Raw genomic sequence first — 20,212 nt, 5'->3', positions numbered from 1 at the left:
TTAAGTCCAACTTAAGTAATAGGAAGTAATACTGAAAAGTGGTATCGACTATTCGTCTTCCTTGGCAATAAACCTTTCATCAACGGGCATTATAGTGCCACAATTGCTACAGGTTCTAAGTTTTTCCGAACCATAGAAGGTTTTAAAATGCCCCAAAAAGTCTTTTTCAATATTATTTAAAGTGAAGTATACTTCATAGAGTTTATTGTTGCAGTTATCGCAAAACCAAAGCAGGCCGTCATCAACGTTCATCTCGGCCCGTTTACGCTCTATTACCAAACCAATGGATCCTTCTTTTCTAACTGGAGAATGCGGTATTTTGGCCGGGTGCAGGTACATATCCCCAGGTCCCAATTGCATTGTCTTTTTTTGGCCGTCTTCTTGAATATGGACCTCAATATTGCCTTCCAATTGATAAAACAGTTCCTCCGTTTCATTGTAATGATAATCTTTTCTGGCATTGGGGCCGGCAACAACCATAACAATGTAGTCTCCCGATTCCGTGTAAAGGTTTTTATTTCCTACGGGAGGTTTTAAAGTATCCCTATTCTCGGAAATCCATTTATTTAGATTGAATGGTTGTTTTATGGACATAGTGCATCTTATAGAAGTTAACATTATACTTCCGCCCCTTAATATTTGATAATGCAGTAGCTGCTATCAATTAATAAAACGCGGTTTAACATCAAAAATAATAAAAGTAAACTGCTTTTAGGAAGACTATCTGTAGAAGAGTTGTGTAAAATATAGTTTGCCGTCGGTATTCCTCTTTACACTTACCGCGGTGTGGGTAAATTCGCCTTCCATGGTTTTCCTATGGTCGGAACTGGCCAGCCATTTTTGAAAAGCCTCATAGGCAGAATCATAGTCTTTTGCCACATTTTCAGAGACAAAAGAGGCATTTACCGCTTGGGAAATATCCGATGCACGCGCGCTAAAATTGTCATGGTTAATAGACCCTTTGGCTATCATATAGTCTGTATGCTTGTTGGCGTACTCGTATGCCACTGAGCTAAAATCCAGATCGTTATAGCCTAAGGCAATACGATGTTCGTTGACGATTCCAAGTAATTCCTGTTCCACTTCAACCGCATTTTCGACTTCGGGACTAATTGCCGGCTCTAAAGACTCTGTGCTACAAGAGACTACTACAAATGCGAACAAAAGCATTACAAAATAATGCATTTTCATTTTCATATAATGTTCTATTTGTAAGTAGGAAGAAAGGGAAGAATGGGGAATTCTTGTGTTCTCGTGATTGGCTTCTCGTAACCAACGGTTGTAATATTAAAAAATTAATTTATCACGAAGTCGAAATAAGTGGTTTATTCGATGAAATGCATAGCTTATTATACATTCTGTAATCCAAGGACTACTTATATTATAAACCCAGCACCAAATTGTCGATTCACATTTAGTATTTACATTTTGGATACCATAACTGGATTTGAAATGATAGGAAAATAATTTTTTTGCCGGGCTTAATTAAATCAAAAAATACGCCACAAAGGGAAAACATTTTATCTTTACTGTACTAAATTGCTTCTTTTCATGAAATTAATTGTCCGTGCCCTAATATTTCTTTTCATCCTTGGTTGTAACCAGAAAAAAGAGACCGGCAAAACTCCAGTAGATAACTTAAATCTATATCAGGAATATATAACGGAAGTATCCCATGGATTAATTTCTGTAAAAGCAGATGTAAGGATAGTGTTGAGCCGTCCAGTTGATTCCTGGGAAAACGGAAAGGAATTGGACAGTGATTTATTACTGGTATCTCCCAAGACCAGAGGCAAGGTAATAGCCTTGGACAGTAGAACCATTGCTTTTGTGCCAGAGGCCGGTTTTCAGCAGAATAGTACCTATGGGTTTACCTTGGATCTGGGATCTTTTATTTCCGGGGTCCCAAAAGAGTTACGCAAGTTTAATTTTGAGGTAAAAACTTTGAAACAACAGTTCAATGTGTATACCCAAGCCCTGCAATCCTATTCCAAGGATTATCAATATTTGGAAGGACAATTGAAAAGTGCCGATCAATTAAGTTTGGAAAATGCCAAGAAGTTGTTGGAGGTAAAACAGAACGGGAAAAAGGTCCCTGTTAAATTTGATACATCCATAGCTGAAGGAACCCAATTTCATTTTAAGATAGATAGTATTCAGCGATTCACTGAAGATACAGACTTGGAGGTTGTGTGGGATGGCACCGGTGTGGATATTGAAAGTGCTGGAAAAAATACTATAAAAATACCGGGCAAGAGTAATTTTAGCATTCTGGATGTTGGCTTGGAAACAGGGGAAAATCAAATCATAAATATAAATTTTTCGGATCCCTTAAAAAAAGGACAAAACTTTAAGGGTCTGGTAGTGTTGGAAGGGGATGGCAACCTTAAATATGATGTAGTGGGCAATACGCTAAAGGTATATCCTTCCAAGGAGATGAGTACAACCCTTAGGCTGGAGGTTTTTGAAGGTATTGAAAGTGTTGATGGGTACAAGCTTAAAACAAAGCTCACAGAGCGGGTAGCGTTCGAACAAATAAAACCGGAGGTCCGTCTTTTATCAAATGGAACAATTTTACCATCCTCCAATAATCTAAAAATAAATTTTGAGGCGGTAAATCTGAAGTCGGTCAACCTAACCGTCTATAAAATTTTCGTGAGTAATATTCTGCAGTTCTTACAAGGTAATGATCTTAACGGGAGTTACAATTTAAAAACTGTAGCACGGCCCATAGCCTCCAAGAAATTGGATTTGGAAACCGGTCTTGGCAATTATAATGGTAAATGGTCCGCCCATGCCATAGATTTAAGAACGCTCATTTCACCTGAGGTAGGGGCTATTTATAGAGTTGAATTTAGTTTTAAACCCTCGTATAGCCTTTTCAAATGTGACGACACCAATTTTGAACAAGAAGCCCCATCGGAAGATGATTTTGATCAAGAAACGGAAAACAGTTCATGGGACGGAGTGGAATCCTATTACGAAGATTATTACTTTAACTATGATTGGAACCAACGGGACAACCCTTGCCATACTTCCTATTACTTTGATAAAACGGTAGGGACCAATGTTTTGGCCTCGGATCTGGGGATAACCGTAAAACAGGGGGTGAACAAGAGTTATTTTGTAGCGGTCAATAATATTGTAAGTACTGAACCCGTTGCCGGGGCCAAGGTTACTTTCTATAACTACCAACAACAGCCCATTGGGCAAGTAATAACAGCGTTGGACGGTACTTCTCTCTTTGATACCGATCATTTGGCGTACTTTGCCGTAGCTGAAAGCAATGGTCAAAAGACCTACGTTAAACTAAATGACGGCAACGCGCTGTCCGTTAGTAAGTTCAATGTTGATGGGGTTGCACTACAAAAGGGAATAAAAGGTTTCATTTTTGGGGAAAGGGGGGTCTGGCGCCCTGGTGACAAACTCTTTCTTTCGTTTATGTTAAACGATAAGGCAAATAAACTTCCCGTAGGGCATCCTGTAAAATTGGAATTGATAGACCCCTACAATAAGGTGGTCCTACGGGAAGTAAGGACAAATTCTCTCAACAATTTTTATAGTTTCGTTTTAAGGACGGATGAAAATGCGCCTACCGGTAATTGGTTGGCGAAGGTTTCAGTAGGAGGGGCAACTTTTACAAAAACCATTAAGATTGAAACAATCAAACCAAATAGATTAAAGATTAAGACGATGTTTGAAAATGAGGTGCTGTCCGGCGGTAAACCCATAAAAGGGATGTTGGAGGTGGCTTGGCTTCACGGCGCGGTGGCCAAAAACCTTAAGGCAGATATCACTGCCAGGTTCAATGTACAGACTACAACTTTTAAAAACTTCCCGGCTTATGTTTTTGATGATCCTACAAGGGCGTTTGCTACAGAAGATCAAATAGTTTTCAATAGTGCTGTCAATGCAGAAGGTAAAGCACCCTTTTCGTTAAATCCACAAATTAATAGTCAGGCCCCAGGAATGCTTACGGCAGCATTTATCACCAAGGTTTATGAAAATGGGGGCGATTTTAGTACTGATGTCTTTACAAAGCAATTTTCGCCCTTTAACACTTACGTAGGCCTTAATGTACCCAAAGGTGATAAAACAAGGGGAATGCTGCTCACAGATGAGTCCCATAAGTTTGAAGTGGTGACCGTAGATGAAATGGGCAATCCCAAAGCCACAAACAATTTAAAGGCTACTATTTATAAAGTGAGCTGGAGATGGTGGTGGGAGACTTCTGCCGATAATCTTTCCAGTTTTAGCAGTAGTGAGTATCAGGAAAAAGTATTTGAGAAAACCATAAGCACTAATTCCAGTGGTAAGGCATCATTTAATTTTGAGTTAAAATATCCCGAATGGGGCCGCTATTTGGTTAGAGTGGAAGATCCAATGGGAGGGCATGCAACGGGCAAAACAATATATGTAGATTGGCCGGGATGGGCTGGAAAAAGCATGAAAAATGATCCTTCCGCCGCCACTATGCTAGTGTTCTCCACGGACAAGGAAGTTTACAAAGTCGGGGAAACGGCCATTGTTACCTTTCCGGGTTCCCAAGGTGGCAGGGCATTGGTTACCATTGAAAATGGCAGTGAGGTACTCCATTCACTATGGGTGGAATCTGAAAAAGGGGAAACAAAATTTGAAATACCCATAACTGAATTGTACACCCCAAATGTTTATATCAATATTAGTTTGCTGCAACCGCATGCCAATACTTTAAACGATTCGCCTATACGAATGTATGGGGTAGTTCCTATCTTGGTAGAAGATCCTTTGACCAAACTGCAACCAGAAATTGCTATGCCGGATGTCTTAAAGCCTGAGGAAAGTATAACCCTCAAAATAAACGAGAAAAAAGGCAGGGCCATGACCTATAGCATTGCCATGGTGGATGAAGGACTGCTGGATCTAACCCGTTATAAAACTCCAAATCCGTGGAATACTTTCTATGCCAGGGAAGCACTGGGGGTCAAGAGTTGGGATGTATACGATGATGTAATCGGGGCTTTTGGCGGGAGAATAAATCAGGTCTTTGCTATTGGAGGGGACGGAGAATTGGCCGGCGCTAAAAATAAAAAGGCCAATCGCTTTGAACCTATGGTGGTTTATTTGGGCCCCTTTAGCTTGAATAAGGGGGAGACAAAATCACATACAATAGACATTCCCAAATATGTTGGTTCGGTACGTACAATGATCATAGCAGGAAATTCAGGGGAAGCCGCATATGGCATGGCAGAAAAAGCAACCCCCGTAAGAAAACCTCTTATGGTATTGGCTTCTTTGCCAAGGAAAATTACCCCTGGGGAGACGGTGACTTTACCGGTTACTGTTTTTGTTATGGAAGACAAGGTTAAGGAAATGACGCTAAAAATTAAACCGGATCCTTCCTTCAGCATTGAGGGGAAGACCGTACAAAACCTTTCTTTCGCCCAACCTGATGAAAAAATGGCCTATTTTCAATTAAAGGTAGCTGATTTTAAAGGAATCGGCAAGGTAGTGGTGGAGGCTTCGGGTAATGGGGAAAGGGCCTCTTTTGAGGTGCCTATAGATGTGGTAAACCCCAATCCATTGACTACGGTTACAGAGGATATTGTCCTGGAGGCCGCTAGTAGCCGAAAAATTGATCTTGAAACTTTTGGCATTCCTGGCAGCAATAGTGCAGAACTGGAATTTTCTACCCTTCCACCTATGAATTTTAATGGAAGAATGCAATATTTGATCCAATATCCGCATGGGTGTTTGGAGCAGACCACCTCTAGTGCTTTTCCGCAGTTATTTATTACGGATATCTTCGATATTAACGCAACAAAGAAAAAAGAGATACAACAAAATGTTGAAAGTGCCATAAAAAGGGTTGGTAGCTATCAAACCCCAAATGGGGGTTTCGCCTATTGGCCAGGACAAAATTATGCCGATGATTGGAGTTCATCATATGTGGGCCACTTTTTATTGGAAGCTGAGAAAAAGGGATATGTTTTGCCTCTAGGATTTAGGTCTTCCTGGATAAATTATCAACAAAATATAGCTAGGCAATGGAGATCAGGAACAGGGTCTTCAGATTTGGCCCAGGCATATCGCCTATATTCCTTGGCACTTTCAGGAAATGCGGATATTGCTTCAATGAACAGACTTAGGGAAACGCCCAATCTGTCCAATGAAGGGAAATTCCGCTTGGCGGCTGCCTACGGACTTGTTGGCCAGGAAACTGTGGCCCAGCAGATAATTAAATCCGCAAACTATGATTTTTCGGATGGTAAATATGACTATCAAACCTTTGGGTCCTCCGAACGCAATAGGGCAATGGCCTTGGAAACCTTTGTGCTTTTAAATGATAAGGTTAAGGCTCAGGAAATGGCCAAGAGTTTAGCACAGCGCTTAAGTTCGGATCAATGGATGAGTACTCAGAGTACTGCCTATTGCCTCTTGGCATTGGCAAAATTTGCCGATATGATAGGGGGAAAGGGAATTAAGGCCAGCATAACTGTTAACGGGGGCAATACCACAATTGATACGGACAAAACCTTGGCCAATACAGAATTGGGTATTAGAACGGGAACCAATTCCATTAATATAAAAAATACTGGCGAAAATTTGCTTTATGTGAGTATAATTAAGAGTGGAATTTTGCCTGTGGGAGAGGAAAGGGAGGTGCAGCGCAATTTAGTAGCCAATGTGGTCTTTAAGGGAAGGAACGGCATTAAATTGGACCCATCCTCCATAATGCAGGGCACGGATTTTGTCGCAGAAGTATCACTTACCAATACCAAGGCAGAGGTAATTAAAAATGTAGCACTGTCCGAAATATTCCCTAGTGGCTGGGAAATAGTAAATACCAGGTTCACGGATTTTGGCGATTTTGCTGAAAACGAGGTGACCTATACGGATTTGAGGGATGATAGGGCCAATTTTTATTTTGACATGAAGAAGAACGAAACAAAAATATTTAGGGTATTGCTGAACGCATCTTATTTGGGAAAATATTACTTGCCCGGGATACAGGCAGAGGCCATGTACAACAATGATTATTCCGTGCGTACCATAGGCCAATGGGTAGAAGTTGTGCAATAATTGCCCTCAATGGGCATAAAAAAATCAACCTCCTTTAACGCAACCATTTTGTATTTTTTGCATTTATGAATAAAAATATAAATAATATCATATGAAAAAAATAATTTGGTTTGGGCTCTTTGGGGCAATTGCATTTAACAGCTTATTGGTAGGTTGTAGTACGGATAATACCGTTGAATGTCCAGCTGATTTTGAAGGGGCACTTGTTGCGGAGGAAAATGAGCTGCTCGGAGCCTGGGAGTTGACGGCTATAGTGGCGGAAAAGGAAGTAGATATTACCAAAGATGACGAGCAGAATCCAAAAAAGGATATTTATGTGCAATATACGGACTGCGAAAAGGATGCCGAGTATACTTTCGGACCAGGTCGCGCCTACGAATTCGCCCAAGGTCAAAATGCGTCTAGCTGCAGTAATAAGCTTAAGATTGAAGGAACCTGGAAGCTTTCCAGTGGCATCCTAGGTTTAATTGGGAATTGTTCCTCTCAAAATTTGAAAATTGTTTTCAATGAGGGCAAATCTGCATTTACCACTACTTCCAATTATAACATAACAGATGTAAATGGGCAAACCGTACAAACAGACGTTACATTTACCTATACTAAAACGGAAGCGACCAATTAATTGGTATTGAGTGTAAGATTATATCATCCTATGGTCCAAAAAAATAATTTGACAACCATAGGATGCTATAATTAGCCACCCACCTTAATGAAGGTGTTTTTATCCTTATTTTGTGGTGGCTCGGTCTCCAAAGCTTTATTCTCTTTTAATACCTTACTAAAAACAAGGGCCCCTATTTCCTTTACAGGCATATATAGTTTGGATTCGTCAATTGATTCTTGCTTAACAAATCCAAGTTGATTATTGGTCCTGTCAAAAAATATCAATAGGGCGCCTAGGATTACAGCAACTTTGAGCGCTCCAAATATTCCTCCCGCTATTTTATTTAGTATTCCCAACATGGCAAAATCGGCAATCTTGGTCAACAATCTTCCAGCCATATTCACTATAAGGACAATAATTATAAAGGTGATCAGGAAGGAAGCAGTGTTCATATATCTTTCGTTCCACTCCATATTTTTGGAGAGATATTCCCCTACAATGTAGGAGAAGTGAATGGCACCATACAAACCAGCAACAAGGGCAACCAAAGATGCCAATTCCACAAAGAGACCATTTTTAATTCCCTTATATAGGCCGTATAGTAATAGTAGTCCAATAATAATATCCAATACACCCATACAAAAGTCTTTTGACAAATATAAAACTTTGATTTGTACCTTTGAACAATTCTATTCTGTTTGGATAAGTGAATCCAGCAATAGATATAATTTAGGATAAATTACAATGTCTAGAGATACACAATTAAAAGATAGGTGGGAGATTTTGGTAAAAAAATTGTCTTCCCAATTTGCGGACAACGATCCCTTGGAATTGGATGCCATCATATATCTGGTAGGAGTCCAGGAACTGGGGCAAATTCATAAAACCTTTAAGAAGGATGAAAAATTAAATCTAATGCATATCGCTATCTGCAGGTTGTTGGAACCATATGGGTATTATGAATTCGATTTTTTTGACGAAGATGGATGGCCGCATTATAACATAAAAGAAGAGCTGCCCTCTTTAAAGGCCGGCGAACAATCCGTTTTAATGAAGGAGGCTTTGGTGAGCTATTTCTTGGAAAAGGAATACATTATTTAGATATGGAACTTAAAAAACCCTATTACGCCGTAATATTTACTTCTATTACAACGGAAGATGCCAACGGGTATTTGGAAATGGCCCATCAAATGGAGTCATTGGCAAAAAGTCAGAAAGGCTTTCTAGGCTTTGAAAGCGCTAGGGGCCAAATAGGGTTAAGTGTAAGTTATTGGGATAGTCTGGGTGCTATAGCGGATTGGAAAATGCAGGCGGATCATTTGTTTGCCCAAAAAAAAGGTAGGGAAGAATGGTACAAATGGTACAAGGTACGTATTTGTATGGTGGAAAGGGAGTATGAATTTGGGAACGGATAAGGATTCGAAAAAGGGAAAAACAACCTTTCTACGGTTGAGGGGGCTAATTCATAGGCATCCCAAGAAATTACTTATCCTTACTTTACTCTTGATTGCCTATTATTTCTGTTTGCCCAAACAACTATTCCACACCCCCCATGCCACTGTTGTTGAGAGTAGATCGGGCAAGCTTTTGGGAGCACTTATTGCCGAGGACGGGCAATGGAGATTCCCTGTGGTGGATAGTGTGCCCTATAAATTTGAGACCTGTATTTTAAATTTTGAGGACGCCTATTTTTATAAGCATCCCGGATTTAATCCAGTTTCCATAAGCAAAGCTTTTATAGCAAATATTATGGCAGGGAAAACAGTTAGGGGGGGCAGTACCCTTACCCAACAGGTAATACGTTTATCCCGCAATCACAAAAAACGGTCCTATTGGGAAAAAGTTAGGGAACTGGTTTTGGCAACGAGGTTGGAGTTGGGATATTCCAAGAAATATATATTGAAATTATATGCCAGTCATGCCCCATTTGGAGGAAATGTGGTAGGCTTGGAGGCAGCGGCTTGGCGTTACTTTGGTATGCAGCCCAGTCAATTGTCATGGGCAGAAGCAGCTACTTTGGCCGTATTGCCCAATGCCCCAAGTTTAATTTACCCTGGAAAGAATCAATCAAAACTGCTGAACAAGAGAAATAGGTTACTTCATAAATTATTGAATAATAATTATATAGATAGTACTACCTACCAGCTTTCGCTTTTGGAAGAATTGCCCCTAAAGCCTTTTCAATTACCGGATACAGCACCTCATATGGTTCAATATTTGGCTAAAAAATATAAGGGGAAGAGAATTTTGACCCATGTGGATGAAAACCTACAGGCCGGTATAAACAGTATTGTAAGCAAGCACTATAAAAACTTAAAGCAGAATCAAGTCTACAATGCGGCAGTGCTGTTGATGGATGTTAAAACACGTAAGGTACTTTCGTATGTAGGTAACACCCCAACGGACAACGAACACGAAAAGGATGTGGATATGGTGCAGGCCAATCGCAGTACCGGGAGTGTTCTAAAGCCTTTATTGTATACCGCCATGATGAATGCGGGAGAATTGTTGCCCAATATGCTAATACCCGATATTCCAACCCAAATAGCAGGTTATACTCCGGAGAATTTTAATGAAAGCTATAGTGGTGCCGTAGAGGCCGACAAGGCGCTGGCCAAGTCCCTAAATATACCTGCTGTACGCCTGTTACGTTCCTACGGATTGGAAAAATTTAGGGATCAACTGGATTTGTTTAACTTAAGGGGCCTGGATAAGTCTGCCGATCATTATGGCTTGACATTAATTCTTGGCGGAGCAGAAAGCAATCTGTGGGATATGTGCAAGACCTATGCTTCCTTGGCATCAACCGTAAACCATTTCAACGCTACCTCAAGTGAGTACTATACCAAGGAATTTGTTGAGCCAATCCCTACAGTGGATACCAAGGTAGATTTTGGTGCTAAATCTACCGAGGTGACTATTTTTGATGCGGCGAGTATCTACCTTACTTTTGAGGCCATGAAAAAGGTAAACCGTCCTGAGGGTAGTGAATCCTGGGAGTTTTTTGATTCCTCCAAGCAGATAGCTTGGAAAACGGGTACGAGTTTTGGAAACAAGGATGCCTGGGCCATAGGCATTACCAAAGACTACGTAGTTGGGGTGTGGGCAGGAAATGCCGATGGAGAAGGAAGACCAAATGTAACCGGACTCACCAGTGCGGCACCAATTTTATTCGATGTGTTCGATGTTCTGCCCAGATCTACCTGGTTTCAAAAGCCAGAGGATGAGTTTACTGAAATTAAAGTATGTTCGGAAAGTGGTTACCTTGCAACTGACATTTGTCCCAAAAAAGTAATTTCTATTCCCAAAAAGCAAAATTTCGTAAAGTCATGTGGGTATCATCAAATGGTGCATTTAAATGCTCAAAAGCAGTACAGGGTCAATTCCTCCTGCGCAGATTTGTCACAAGCAGTGAGCGAATCCTGGTTTGTGTTGCCCCCTTTGATGGAATATTACTATAAAAAGGGACATCCTTCCTATAAAACTTTACCACCATTTCTGGATAATTGTAGGGAAACCAATACTGCGGCAATGGAGTTTATATATCCAAGGAACGGAAGCAGAATTACCTTGGCAAGAAATTTTGAAGGCAAGAAGAATGAATTGGTAGTTAAGTTGGCCCATGTTAAACCGGCAACTCCGGTTTATTGGTATTTGGATGAGAAATTTATTGGGCAAACCATAGACTATCACGAAATAGGATTGATGCCTGCACCTGGAGAGCATGTAATTACGGCAGTTGATGCGCTAGGTAATGAAGTTGTTATAACGATAACGATAGAGTAACAATTGTCCTTTGATTTGGGTCTATAAACAATTACCTTTAATGAAATTGGTCAAAGTAAGATAAATACAGCCGCAATAAACAGATACCGTATAAAGAGATGACAAAAAATATTCGATTTTCTAATTTGGACAGAAAAAAAACCGTTGCCAAACTAGCGGAAGAGGCTTTTGATCTGGTTGTGATCGGTGGCGGCATTACAGGTGGTGGGATTGCCTTGGATGCTGCATCCAGAGGCTTGAAGGTCGCCTTGGTTGAAAAAAATGACTTTGCATCAGGAACCAGTAGCAAGTCAACAAAATTGATTCATGGCGGATTGCGATATCTAAAACAATTTGATTTCTGGTTGGTAAAAGAAGTGGGTTCGGAAAGGGCCATAGTACATAATTTGGCGCCACATTTAGTGTTGCCGGAGAAAATGTTGTTGCCATTGATAGAAAATGGGTCTTATGGCAAATGGCTTACTTCTATTGGGTTAAAGGTTTATGATATTTTGGCCCAGGTGACAGGTGATGATAAACGTAAAATGTTGGAGAAAAAAGAGGCCCTGAAATTAGAACCTTTGTTGCCAAAAAAGATATTGAATGGAGCAGGATATTATGCGGAGTATAGAACAGATGATGCCCGACTCACCATGGAGACCATAAAGACCAGCCTGCAATATGGCGCCATGCCACTAAACTATACCCAGGTGACGGACTTTATTTATGAGGAGGATGTGGTTGCAGGTGTTAAAGTAAAGGACACGGTCTTGGATACTGAATTCGCCATAAAGGCCAAATATGTAATAAGCGCTGCAGGACCTTGGGTAGATGAGCTTCGGGGCATTAACAATTCTAAAAAGGGAAAGCGACTTCATCTTACGAAAGGGGTGCATTTGGTTTTTCCTTATGAAAAATTACCTATAAAGCAATCCGTTTATTTTGATATTCCGGACGGGCGTATGATGTTTGCGATTCCAAGGGGCAAGATTACCTATGTTGGCACTACGGACACCAATTTTAATGAAAACAAGGATAGCGTAAAAACAGATGTGGCCGATGCTATTTATCTAATATCTGCAGTAAATAATATGTTTCCAAAAATAAATTTGGAAATGGAAGATATAATCTCCTCATGGGCAGGACTACGCCCACTTATACACGAAGAAGGTAAGTCTGCCTCTGAATTGTCTCGAAAAGATGAAATTTTTACTTCAGATACCGGCCTCATAAGTATTGCTGGAGGAAAACTAACGGGCTATCGTAAAATGGCGGAGCGCGTAGTTAACAGAGTAGCCAAAAAAATGGAGGAAGATTATGGAATTAGTGTAAAGGCTTCGGATACGGAACATATTCCTCTATGTGGAAATGAGTTTAAAAAGTATAAATACGTTAAGAAATATATTGCCGAAATCCATGAAAGATTAACCCCCGAGGGATTTTCTCAATATGATGCCTGGTATTTAGTAACCAATTATGGAAAACAAACCGAAACAATTTTGCAGTACTATGCAAAGCAGAAGGAAGATGATCATGTAGTGGGCATGGCAAAGGCCGAGTTAAAATTTACCATTGAAAATGAAATGGTACAAACTCCCATGGATTTTTTTATACGTAGAACTGGAAGGTTATACTTTGATATAGATAGTATTAGAAAATTGATGGAACCCATCTTGGCCGAGTTCAAAACTATTTACAAATTGGATGATGAGGCAATTAACTCTTACCGGAAGACCTTGGAAGGAGAAATGGAAGAGCATTCCAATTTTTCGCTAGACCGAATTTAAGGACAGTGGTAAAGGTGATCTTGAGAGGCCTACGGGTGTTAATTTGTAAGCCTAATCCAGCTTTTCGGTCAGTTCCTTAAAGACCTTTTTCGGGCTTTTATTTTCATAAAGCACTTCGTAAACGGCATTTAGAATAGGGGTTTTTGATTTATTCTTGTGTTTTGATACTATTAAATGGGCACTATTGGTGGCATAATATCCTTCAGCCACCATTTTCATTTCCATCATGGCACTTTTTACAGTGTAACCTTTGCCGATCATATTCCCAAACATGCGGTTACGGCTAAAAACGGAGTAGCCCGTTACTAAAAGGTCCCCTAAATAGGCAGAGTCGTTTATATTGCGTTTCATCTTATGTACCCGTTTTATAAACCGCTTCATTTCTCTAATGGAGTTGCTCATAAGTACGCTTTGAAAGTTGTCGCCGTATCCCAATCCATGGGCAATACCGGCAGCAATGGCATAAATATTCTTCAGCATGGCCGCATATTCCGTCCCAATAATATCGTCGGATATTTTGGTTTTTATGTAGTCACTACTTAGGTGTTTGGCCACTAATTTGGCTTTTTCGGTGTCCGCACAGGCTATTGTTAAATAGGACAAACGTTCCAAAGCAACTTCTTCGGCATGGCATGGTCCTGTAATGACCCCGATATTTTCGAAGGGAACTTTAAAGTTGACATGAAAATGTTCCCCGACGATCAAACCGGATTCCGGTACAATACCCTTAATGGCCGAAAAAATAATTTTGTCCTTGATATCTACGGTCAATTGCTTCAATTCGTTCTCTAAAAAAGCAGAGGGAATTGCAAAAATAAGGACATCGGCATCAGCAACAGCCTCATTGATATTGTCAGTCAGGTTTAATTGTTCTGTACGAAACTCTACCGAACTTAGGTAATTAGGGTTGTGTTTCTGTGTTCTAATGTGTTCAATAGCATCGGTATTGCGCATGTACCAATTAACCACATCGGCATTCTCTGTTAACATCTTAACAATGGCAGTTGCCCAGCTACCACCACCCAACATTGCAAACTTTATATTGTTTTTCATTTATTTAATATTTCTTGTTGTACGCCAAGATCCAATAACCAAGATGTCTTCTTGTTAAAAAAAATCAATAGCCCATCAATTTTCCGGTATTAATTTAGAGGAGCAGATGGTTCAATAAAATCTATGGCAATGTAGGACTGTTTTTTGGAGATTCAAAACAAGAATTCAATACCATAGGCATAAGGTTTGGCCCCAAATTGGGAATCCAAAATTTTGAGCCTATATACATTTTTAATTACAAATAACTGATAATCAGTATTTAACATTATTGGCATAATGATTGTTTTACTGGAATAAGAAACATTAATCTTTATGATATGAGAGCCATAAAACTACTACTTACAGCTATAACCCTTAGTATTTTGGCAACGGGTTGTTATACCGAAGTTATTATTGAGGACGAATATTTGGATGAACCCATTCTAAATGTACAAGCCCTATTAAAATCCTATGAGCTTTGGTATGTAGATATCAATGCTACTTCTGGCAATGGGGAGGTTCCTTTTTTACAAAGGGCTTTTACCGTCTCCTTTGTGGGTGAAACGGTTTTTGCCAACAATAATATAGTGGGTATTGGTAAAACGGGGAACGGCTTTGGATTGGATGTTGGGTATTTTAATACTGATAATGGAAGGCTGCAAATTAATCATGATGTGGACGGCTACTGGAGCTTAGAGGTATTTCTTGTGGATAACAACACTATTGAACTATATGATTCCAACAGCCGAACGTCATATTATTTGGAGGGATATCAAAGAAATAACTTTGATTACGACATGTTATTTTACGATAATATTGAGTACTTGTTGCAGGAATATGAAGTTTGGGAAAAGGTTGCTACTAGTGAGGAGGGAACAGTGAACGATTTTGATTCGGAAAATTACCTACAGTTCTATTTTGAAGGAAACAGAAGTATGTTCAATTCCTCGGTAGACCCCAACGGGATGCATTTCAACGACATTTTATGGGATTATGGAGGGGAGTATTCATTATTTGATGTTTATAACGATGAAACGCTTAAAACTTTAACACTGGATTATGACTTCATGGGCAATGATTACTTTGAGTTGTACGTTATTAATGATAGTACAATAGAGCTGTATCATTCCAAAAGTGGAACGGTTTACAAGTTTAAGGGAAAGGGATTTATCACTTATTTGAAATCTGGTATATCCCAATTGGATAAGAAGAGGATGAAAACCGAATATGGGACCATGAAGGTGGTCAGAAAAAGAAAGATATAATTATTGCCGTAAAATTATACGGTGACTATATAAAGAAGTTTTTGGTTGGTTATTTAGTTAAAGACCGTCTTGGAGTAATTACCCAGGGCGGTTTTTTATTTGCCATAGTTCTACAGCATTTTTAAAGATTAATTCCGCCAATAATTGGCGGTCCAACAAACAGGATTTTTTCAATTAAATTCCTTAAATTATGGTATTGTTCGTGACGATTAAAAATCAAGGAGATGCGATCCAAGTATACTAAGGCAACAAACAAGAACCCACATGCGGAGATTCCGGGAAATCCTTCCACCTCAACAACAAGCAAAATTGGTTTGAACGACAGAAGTAATGGAAAACCATTACGGATCTTGAGTGAGGAGGATTGGAAATTTTGGTTGTACAACGGGTATATTGTTATCAAAAATGCTATCACAAAGAACCAAGCGCGGGAAACCGCAAAATTTATATGGGAATTTGAAGAAAAAGACCCTAAGAATCCCAACAGTTGGTATACGCCTCCAAGGGCAGAAATGCAAATGAAGGAATTAACGGGTACGGGAATGGTTGAGGTGTATAACCATCAGTATCTATGGAACAATAGGCAACAAGAGAAAATTTACGATGCTTTTGTAGATATTTGGGGAACGGAAAAACTTTGGGTAACTATTGATAGGGCCAATCTAAACTTTCCAATTCGGTCAGGATTTGAGCAAAAAGGCTTTATCCATTGGGACTATGACCCGGAAACTAGACCTCAGAATGTACAGGGTGTATTAGCTCTAGTGGACCAGACCGATGAAAATATGGGAGGATTTCAATGTGTTCCCTGGTTATACCGGAATTATGAAACTTGGAAACTTGACCAGCCGGAGAATAGGGACCGTTTTAAGCCAGATGTTAGCGGACTGCAGGATAAGATTGTAAAAGTGAAGATGGAGGCGGGCGATCTTTTAATTTTTAATAGCTTGCAACCCCACGGTATAAGGCCCAATAATTCAAAGGACAAGGTCCGTATTGCCCAATATATTTCTATGATGCCGGCTGAAGAGCACAATATTCCCCTAAGAACCTGGCGTATCAATTCTTGGAAAAATAGATTGGCCCCAGAAGGATATGCTTTTCCCGGTGACCCTAGAAATTGGGAACAGACCAAATATAAAACGGCCGATTTAAGTGATTTGGGCAAGAAATTATTAGGGCTTCAATCTTGGTAATTTGTTGTAAATGTCACATTTAGGCATTACGTGGCCTTTAAAACCAGAAAATCCACTACTTTTGCGCCCTTAAAACAAAGACGTGAAAAAGTATTTAAATCTATTCGATTTTAAGCAAAAAGTAGATTATAAGACCGAGATATTATCAGGTTTAACAGTAGCCCTAGCTTTGGTCCCTGAAGCAATAGCTTTTGCCTTGATTCCTGGGTTTTCACCACTAACAGGGTTATATGCAGCCTTCGTATTGGCCTTGGTAACTTCTATTTTAGGCGGTAGGCCAGGAATGATTTCTGGTGCTACAGGAGCCGTGGCAGTCATATTTATTGGTTTAATTTTAGAATTAAAAAATACGTTTCCCGGAATTACTCCAGAAACTATTTTGAACTATGTGTTTGCTACCGTTATCATTGCCGGGCTATTACAAATAATGGCAGGGGTTCTAAGATTAGGTAAATTCATACGCTTGGTACCACACCCTGTAATGTTTGGATTTGTAAACGGACTGGCCATTATAATTTTTATGGCGCAGTTCCCTAATTTCTATGTGAAGGGCACCACAGATCTTTTGTCCGGTTCGGCATTGTGGATTATGCTGGGGTTAACGCTTTTAACCATGTTGATCATTTGGGGCCTTCCAAAATTAACAAAGGCAATTCCATCTTCCTTATTGGCCATTGTTGTGGTGTCTGCAATAGTTTTGGGCTTTGGTATAGATACGCTTACAGTAGCGGATACTATGGCCGAAGGCGAGACAATTAAAGGAGGGTTTCCACCTTTATCCATTCCAAATATTCCCTTAACTCTGGAAACATTTAAAATAATCTTTCCTTTTGCGGCCATAGTAGCGGGAGTTGGTTTAATTGAAAGTCTATTGACATTGAACATAATAGATGAAATCACCGATACTCGCGGAAGTGGCAACAAGGAGTGTATAGCGCAGGGAACAGCAAATATTTTCTCAGGATTTCTATCCGGGATGGGCGGGTGTGCTATGATCGGACAAAGTTTGATCAATACTTCTGCTGGCGCCAGGGCCCGATTATCTGGGATTACAGCGGCCGTAATGTTGTTGGTCTTTATAATGTTCGGATCTAATTTAATTGAACAATTGCCCATGGCCGCTTTGGTTGGACTTATGTTCATGGTGGCAATTGGTACATTTGAATGGGCCAGTTTTAAGACATTTAGAAAAATGCCTTCTTCTGATGTAGTCGTAATGGTTTTGGTTACATTAATAACAGCTATTACCCATAACTTGGCCGTTGCCGTTTTGTTTGGGGTAATTATTTCTGCCTTGGCCTATTCATGGGAAAATGCCAAGCGTATTAGGGCTAGAAAGACCATCGATGAAAACGGGGTAAAGCATTATGAAATATACGGACCTTTGTTTTTTGGTTCCACAACCGCCTTTGCCGAAAAGTTTGATATACAGAACGATCCCAACGAAGTAATTATAGATTTTAAGGAAAGTAGGGTTGCGGATATGTCCGGAATTGAGGCCCTTAACAAATTAACGGAACGCTATGCCAAGGTTGGTAAAAAAGTACATCTTAAACATTTAAGTCGCGACTGTATCAGGTTATTGGAGAATGCCAATGAAATTATTGATGTAAACGTAATAGAGGATCCTACTTACAAGGTAGTTGTGGATAAGGTATAGTTTACCCTTAAGGATATTTGTCACAGAGTATAATTCTAAAAAGAAAAGCGTTTGCAACAACCTTATATTGGTGCAAACGCCTTTTTATTTTTTATGGATCTGTATACTATAAGGTCCTTAAATACTCTGCTACCGCACGTGCATCCTCTTCGGAAAGATTCTGGTTTAACATAACGGCATTGTTATACTCCTTCAATAAGGCCTTAGCTATAGGGTCTTCCTTAAGCATACCATCTGGGTTCAAGATCATGTTCATAACCCATTCAGGGCTTCTTCTTTCAAAAACACCTTTTAGTGCCGGTCCAATTAAACGTTGTTCGGCCATATGGCAGGCCACACAAATAGTACTGAATGTCTTTTGTCCTTTGGCAGCCAGCTCGGTATCTATTTCATCTGCGAAAGTTACAGATTTAATAGGGCCAACACCTTTGTTGCTCATGTCTACAGGTACTCCCTCACTTACAGGTTCCGCCTTGACTTCTTTTTTGGTACGGTTCATTTCAAAACCTTCCTTCTTTTCTTCTTTTTTTTCGCCACAGCTAAGGATTAATCCAGCTAAGGCCAAAGGGATAAATAATTTTCTCATCGTTTTGGTATATTATTTCACGAAGATAATAAATAGATTATTTTAATATAATTCTTCAACGAATTTTAATGCCCTTTTTTCAGTATAGGTGATATTTTTTTGACCATAAAACCCTACATGACCGCCATACAAGGGAAGTTCAAAATGTACGGAATTGTTTTGTTCGGCTTCCTTGTAGGGATAACATTGGTCCCCTAAAAAGGAATCATTTTGTGCATTTATAATCAGGGTAGGGGTTCTAATCGAATGGATAAATTGTAGTGAACTGGATTTTTGGTAATAATCAATGGCATCCTTAAATCCATGAGCCCTACTGGTATAGATGTCATCGAAATCTTTTAGGGTGTTTATCTTTGCAATATCCAAATCGCTTATCTCGTCTGGAAAAAGAAGCTGTTTAGACCGCAGTTTTTCTATAAGATGTTTCTTAAACCGTTTGGCATACATCATATTTTTAGGTTTCAGAAGTTCTAATAATGAACTGTGCAAATTGCATGGTACAGATACTGCTATCGCCCCTTTTATTTCCTTGGGAATCGACCTTCCTTCTCCCAAGTATTTTAAGGTCATATTGCCGCCCAGGCTAAATCCCTTTAAGTAAATAGAAGCGTATTTTTTTTCTTTTAGTATATGGTCAATTACGGCTTCCAGATCTTCCGTGGCCCCGGAATGATAAGATCGGAAAAGACGATTGGTTTCACCACTGCAACCTCTATAGTTAACGGCACAGGCATCTATACCAATGGCATTGAACTGTTTCGCACTACCGGTAATATAAGGTCTTTGGGCATTGCCTTCCAAACCGTGTAAAAGTATTACCACTCCTGTAGATGGCCGGGAGGAGTAGCTCCAATCCAAATCCAAAAAATCCCCATCACTAAGCTCTAAGCGTTCCCGTTGTTGGTTTAGACCATTGACCTTTCTAATTAATCCTGAATAGATAGTGGAAAAATGTCCACTTTTAAAGGGGAATGGGGGGTTGTATTTGGAATGGATTATGGGCATAGATAGTGTTCTAAATGGGGTTGTAGAATTACAAGTATAAAGCTACAAGATAAGGCTATCCTATATTCTTTCAAAGATTGGTTGCCAGGATATTAAAGGACGGTAGAATAGAGACTCAAATTTTTTAGAATATGCCATAAAATGGTTGAAAAATTTACTTAATTCATGTTTATTGCAAATTATATATATGAATTTGTCAATTAATATGTTGTTGTTTCAACATATTTTTATATTTTCGTTAACGTTAACG

Annotated in this window: 15 protein-coding genes; 9 read left to right on the top strand and 6 right to left on the bottom strand. The window is 39.6% G+C overall.

Annotation, left to right across the window (positions count from 1 at the left end; all coding sequences use genetic code 11):
- Positions 1–48: 48 nt before the first annotated feature.
- Together KO529_RS20335 and KO529_RS20330 are read right to left on the bottom strand one after the other, a co-directional pair.
- A complete protein-coding gene (locus KO529_RS20335; protein ID WP_215949680.1) occupies positions 49–594 on the bottom strand; it encodes a 3-hydroxyanthranilate 3,4-dioxygenase in 546 nt (181 codons plus the stop codon).
- A 126-nt stretch (positions 595–720) separates the two neighbouring features.
- Entirely contained in the window at positions 721–1,197 is a 477-nt protein-coding gene (locus tag KO529_RS20330; RefSeq protein WP_215949679.1) for a CAP domain-containing protein, read from the bottom strand.
- A gap of 354 nt (positions 1,198–1,551) precedes the next feature.
- On the opposite strand from KO529_RS20330, the gene KO529_RS20325 reads away from it, so the two are divergent.
- Complete coding sequence (locus KO529_RS20325; protein ID WP_215949678.1) at positions 1,552–7,062, top strand: alpha-2-macroglobulin family protein; 5,511 nt, start codon at positions 1,552–1,554, stop codon at positions 7,060–7,062.
- A gap of 91 nt (positions 7,063–7,153) precedes the next feature.
- Positions 7,154–7,684: a DUF5004 domain-containing protein gene (locus KO529_RS20320; RefSeq protein ID WP_215949677.1), complete on the top strand. Its 531-nt coding sequence runs from the start codon at positions 7,154–7,156 to the stop codon at positions 7,682–7,684.
- Positions 7,685–7,755: 71 nt separating this feature from the next.
- Here the strand turns inward: KO529_RS20320 and KO529_RS20315 are convergent, their stop codons facing one another.
- The gene (locus tag KO529_RS20315) at positions 7,756–8,304 is read right to left on the bottom strand and encodes a CvpA family protein (RefSeq protein WP_215949676.1); all 549 of its coding nucleotides are present in this window, start codon (positions 8,302–8,304) and stop codon (positions 7,756–7,758) included.
- Positions 8,305–8,410: 106 nt separating this feature from the next.
- Here KO529_RS20315 and KO529_RS20310 point away from each other — a divergent pair, with 106 nt between their 5' ends.
- The 4 genes from KO529_RS20310 to KO529_RS20295 all read left to right on the top strand — a co-directional run bounded on the left by KO529_RS20310 (position 8,411) and on the right by KO529_RS20295 (position 13,218).
- Positions 8,411–8,767 carry a hypothetical protein gene (locus tag KO529_RS20310; protein WP_215949675.1) on the top strand — a complete coding sequence of 119 codons (357 nt, stop codon included), beginning with the start codon at positions 8,411–8,413 and terminating at the stop codon, positions 8,765–8,767.
- Between the two features lie 2 nt (positions 8,768–8,769).
- Positions 8,770–9,081, top strand: a complete 312-nt coding sequence (locus tag KO529_RS20305) for an antibiotic biosynthesis monooxygenase family protein (RefSeq protein WP_215949674.1) — start codon at positions 8,770–8,772, stop codon at positions 9,079–9,081.
- Positions 9,062–11,452, top strand: coding sequence for a penicillin-binding protein 1C (gene pbpC / locus KO529_RS20300; protein WP_215949673.1), 2,391 nt, complete (start codon positions 9,062–9,064; stop codon positions 11,450–11,452). Before KO529_RS20305 ends, pbpC begins: the two co-directional genes overlap by 20 nt.
- Positions 11,453–11,550: 98 nt before the next feature.
- Positions 11,551–13,218, top strand: coding sequence for a glycerol-3-phosphate dehydrogenase/oxidase (locus KO529_RS20295; RefSeq protein WP_215949672.1), 1,668 nt, complete (start codon positions 11,551–11,553; stop codon positions 13,216–13,218).
- A gap of 51 nt (positions 13,219–13,269) precedes the next feature.
- Here the strand turns inward: KO529_RS20295 and KO529_RS20290 are convergent, their stop codons facing one another.
- Entirely contained in the window at positions 13,270–14,271 is a 1,002-nt protein-coding gene (locus KO529_RS20290) for an NAD(P)H-dependent glycerol-3-phosphate dehydrogenase (RefSeq protein WP_215949671.1), read from the bottom strand.
- Positions 14,272–14,588: 317 nt separating this feature from the next.
- Here KO529_RS20290 and KO529_RS20285 point away from each other — a divergent pair, with 317 nt between their 5' ends.
- From KO529_RS20285 to KO529_RS20275, 3 genes are all read left to right on the top strand, one after another.
- Positions 14,589–15,515: a nicotinic acid mononucleotide adenyltransferase gene (locus KO529_RS20285; RefSeq protein WP_215949670.1), complete on the top strand. Its 927-nt coding sequence runs from the start codon at positions 14,589–14,591 to the stop codon at positions 15,513–15,515.
- A gap of 224 nt (positions 15,516–15,739) precedes the next feature.
- Complete coding sequence (locus KO529_RS20280; protein WP_215949669.1) at positions 15,740–16,711, top strand: phytanoyl-CoA dioxygenase family protein; 972 nt, start codon at positions 15,740–15,742, stop codon at positions 16,709–16,711.
- Positions 16,712–16,793: 82 nt separating this feature from the next.
- On the top strand, positions 16,794–18,371 hold the full coding sequence (locus KO529_RS20275; protein WP_215949668.1) for a SulP family inorganic anion transporter: 1,578 nt from the start codon (positions 16,794–16,796) through the stop codon (positions 18,369–18,371).
- 106 nt (positions 18,372–18,477) lie between these two features.
- On the opposite strand, the gene KO529_RS20270 is transcribed toward KO529_RS20275, so the two are convergent.
- Together KO529_RS20270 and KO529_RS20265 are read right to left on the bottom strand one after the other, a co-directional pair.
- The gene (locus tag KO529_RS20270) at positions 18,478–18,957 is read right to left on the bottom strand and encodes a c-type cytochrome (protein ID WP_072860368.1); all 480 of its coding nucleotides are present in this window, start codon (positions 18,955–18,957) and stop codon (positions 18,478–18,480) included.
- Between the two features lie 42 nt (positions 18,958–18,999).
- Positions 19,000–19,962 carry a YheT family hydrolase gene (locus KO529_RS20265; RefSeq protein WP_215949667.1) on the bottom strand — a complete coding sequence of 321 codons (963 nt, stop codon included), beginning with the start codon at positions 19,960–19,962 and terminating at the stop codon, positions 19,000–19,002.
- Between the last annotated feature and the right edge of the window lie 250 nt (positions 19,963–20,212).

The organism is Arenibacter algicola, assembly GCF_018860365.1.
Lineage (GTDB): Bacteria > Bacteroidota > Bacteroidia > Flavobacteriales > Flavobacteriaceae > Arenibacter > Arenibacter algicola_B.
The sequence above is the reverse complement of the archived record's forward strand: the minus strand, read 5'-3'. Positions and strand labels throughout refer to the sequence as shown.

What these genes read in the sequence shown, in the direction of transcription:
- KO529_RS20335 (WP_215949680.1), bottom strand. Translation starts at nt 594, where the DNA reads ATGTCCATAAAACAACCATTCAATCTAAATAAATGGATTTCCGAGAAT.
- KO529_RS20330 (WP_215949679.1), bottom strand. Translation starts at nt 1,197, where the DNA reads ATGAAAATGAAAATGCATTATTTTGTAATGCTTTTGTTCGCATTTGTA.
- KO529_RS20325 (WP_215949678.1), top strand. Translation starts at nt 1,552, where the DNA reads ATGAAATTAATTGTCCGTGCCCTAATATTTCTTTTCATCCTTGGTTGT.
- KO529_RS20320 (WP_215949677.1), top strand. Translation starts at nt 7,154, where the DNA reads ATGAAAAAAATAATTTGGTTTGGGCTCTTTGGGGCAATTGCATTTAAC.
- KO529_RS20315 (WP_215949676.1), bottom strand. Translation starts at nt 8,304, where the DNA reads ATGGGTGTATTGGATATTATTATTGGACTACTATTACTATACGGCCTA.
- KO529_RS20310 (WP_215949675.1), top strand. Translation starts at nt 8,411, where the DNA reads ATGTCTAGAGATACACAATTAAAAGATAGGTGGGAGATTTTGGTAAAA.
- KO529_RS20305 (WP_215949674.1), top strand. Translation starts at nt 8,770, where the DNA reads ATGGAACTTAAAAAACCCTATTACGCCGTAATATTTACTTCTATTACA.
- pbpC (WP_215949673.1), top strand. Translation starts at nt 9,062, where the DNA reads ATGAATTTGGGAACGGATAAGGATTCGAAAAAGGGAAAAACAACCTTT.
- KO529_RS20295 (WP_215949672.1), top strand. Translation starts at nt 11,551, where the DNA reads ATGACAAAAAATATTCGATTTTCTAATTTGGACAGAAAAAAAACCGTT.
- KO529_RS20290 (WP_215949671.1), bottom strand. Translation starts at nt 14,271, where the DNA reads ATGAAAAACAATATAAAGTTTGCAATGTTGGGTGGTGGTAGCTGGGCA.
- KO529_RS20285 (WP_215949670.1), top strand. Translation starts at nt 14,589, where the DNA reads ATGAGAGCCATAAAACTACTACTTACAGCTATAACCCTTAGTATTTTG.
- KO529_RS20280 (WP_215949669.1), top strand. Translation starts at nt 15,740, where the DNA reads ATGCGATCCAAGTATACTAAGGCAACAAACAAGAACCCACATGCGGAG.
- KO529_RS20270 (WP_072860368.1), bottom strand. Translation starts at nt 18,957, where the DNA reads ATGAGAAAATTATTTATCCCTTTGGCCTTAGCTGGATTAATCCTTAGC.
- KO529_RS20265 (WP_215949667.1), bottom strand. Translation starts at nt 19,962, where the DNA reads ATGCCCATAATCCATTCCAAATACAACCCCCCATTCCCCTTTAAAAGT.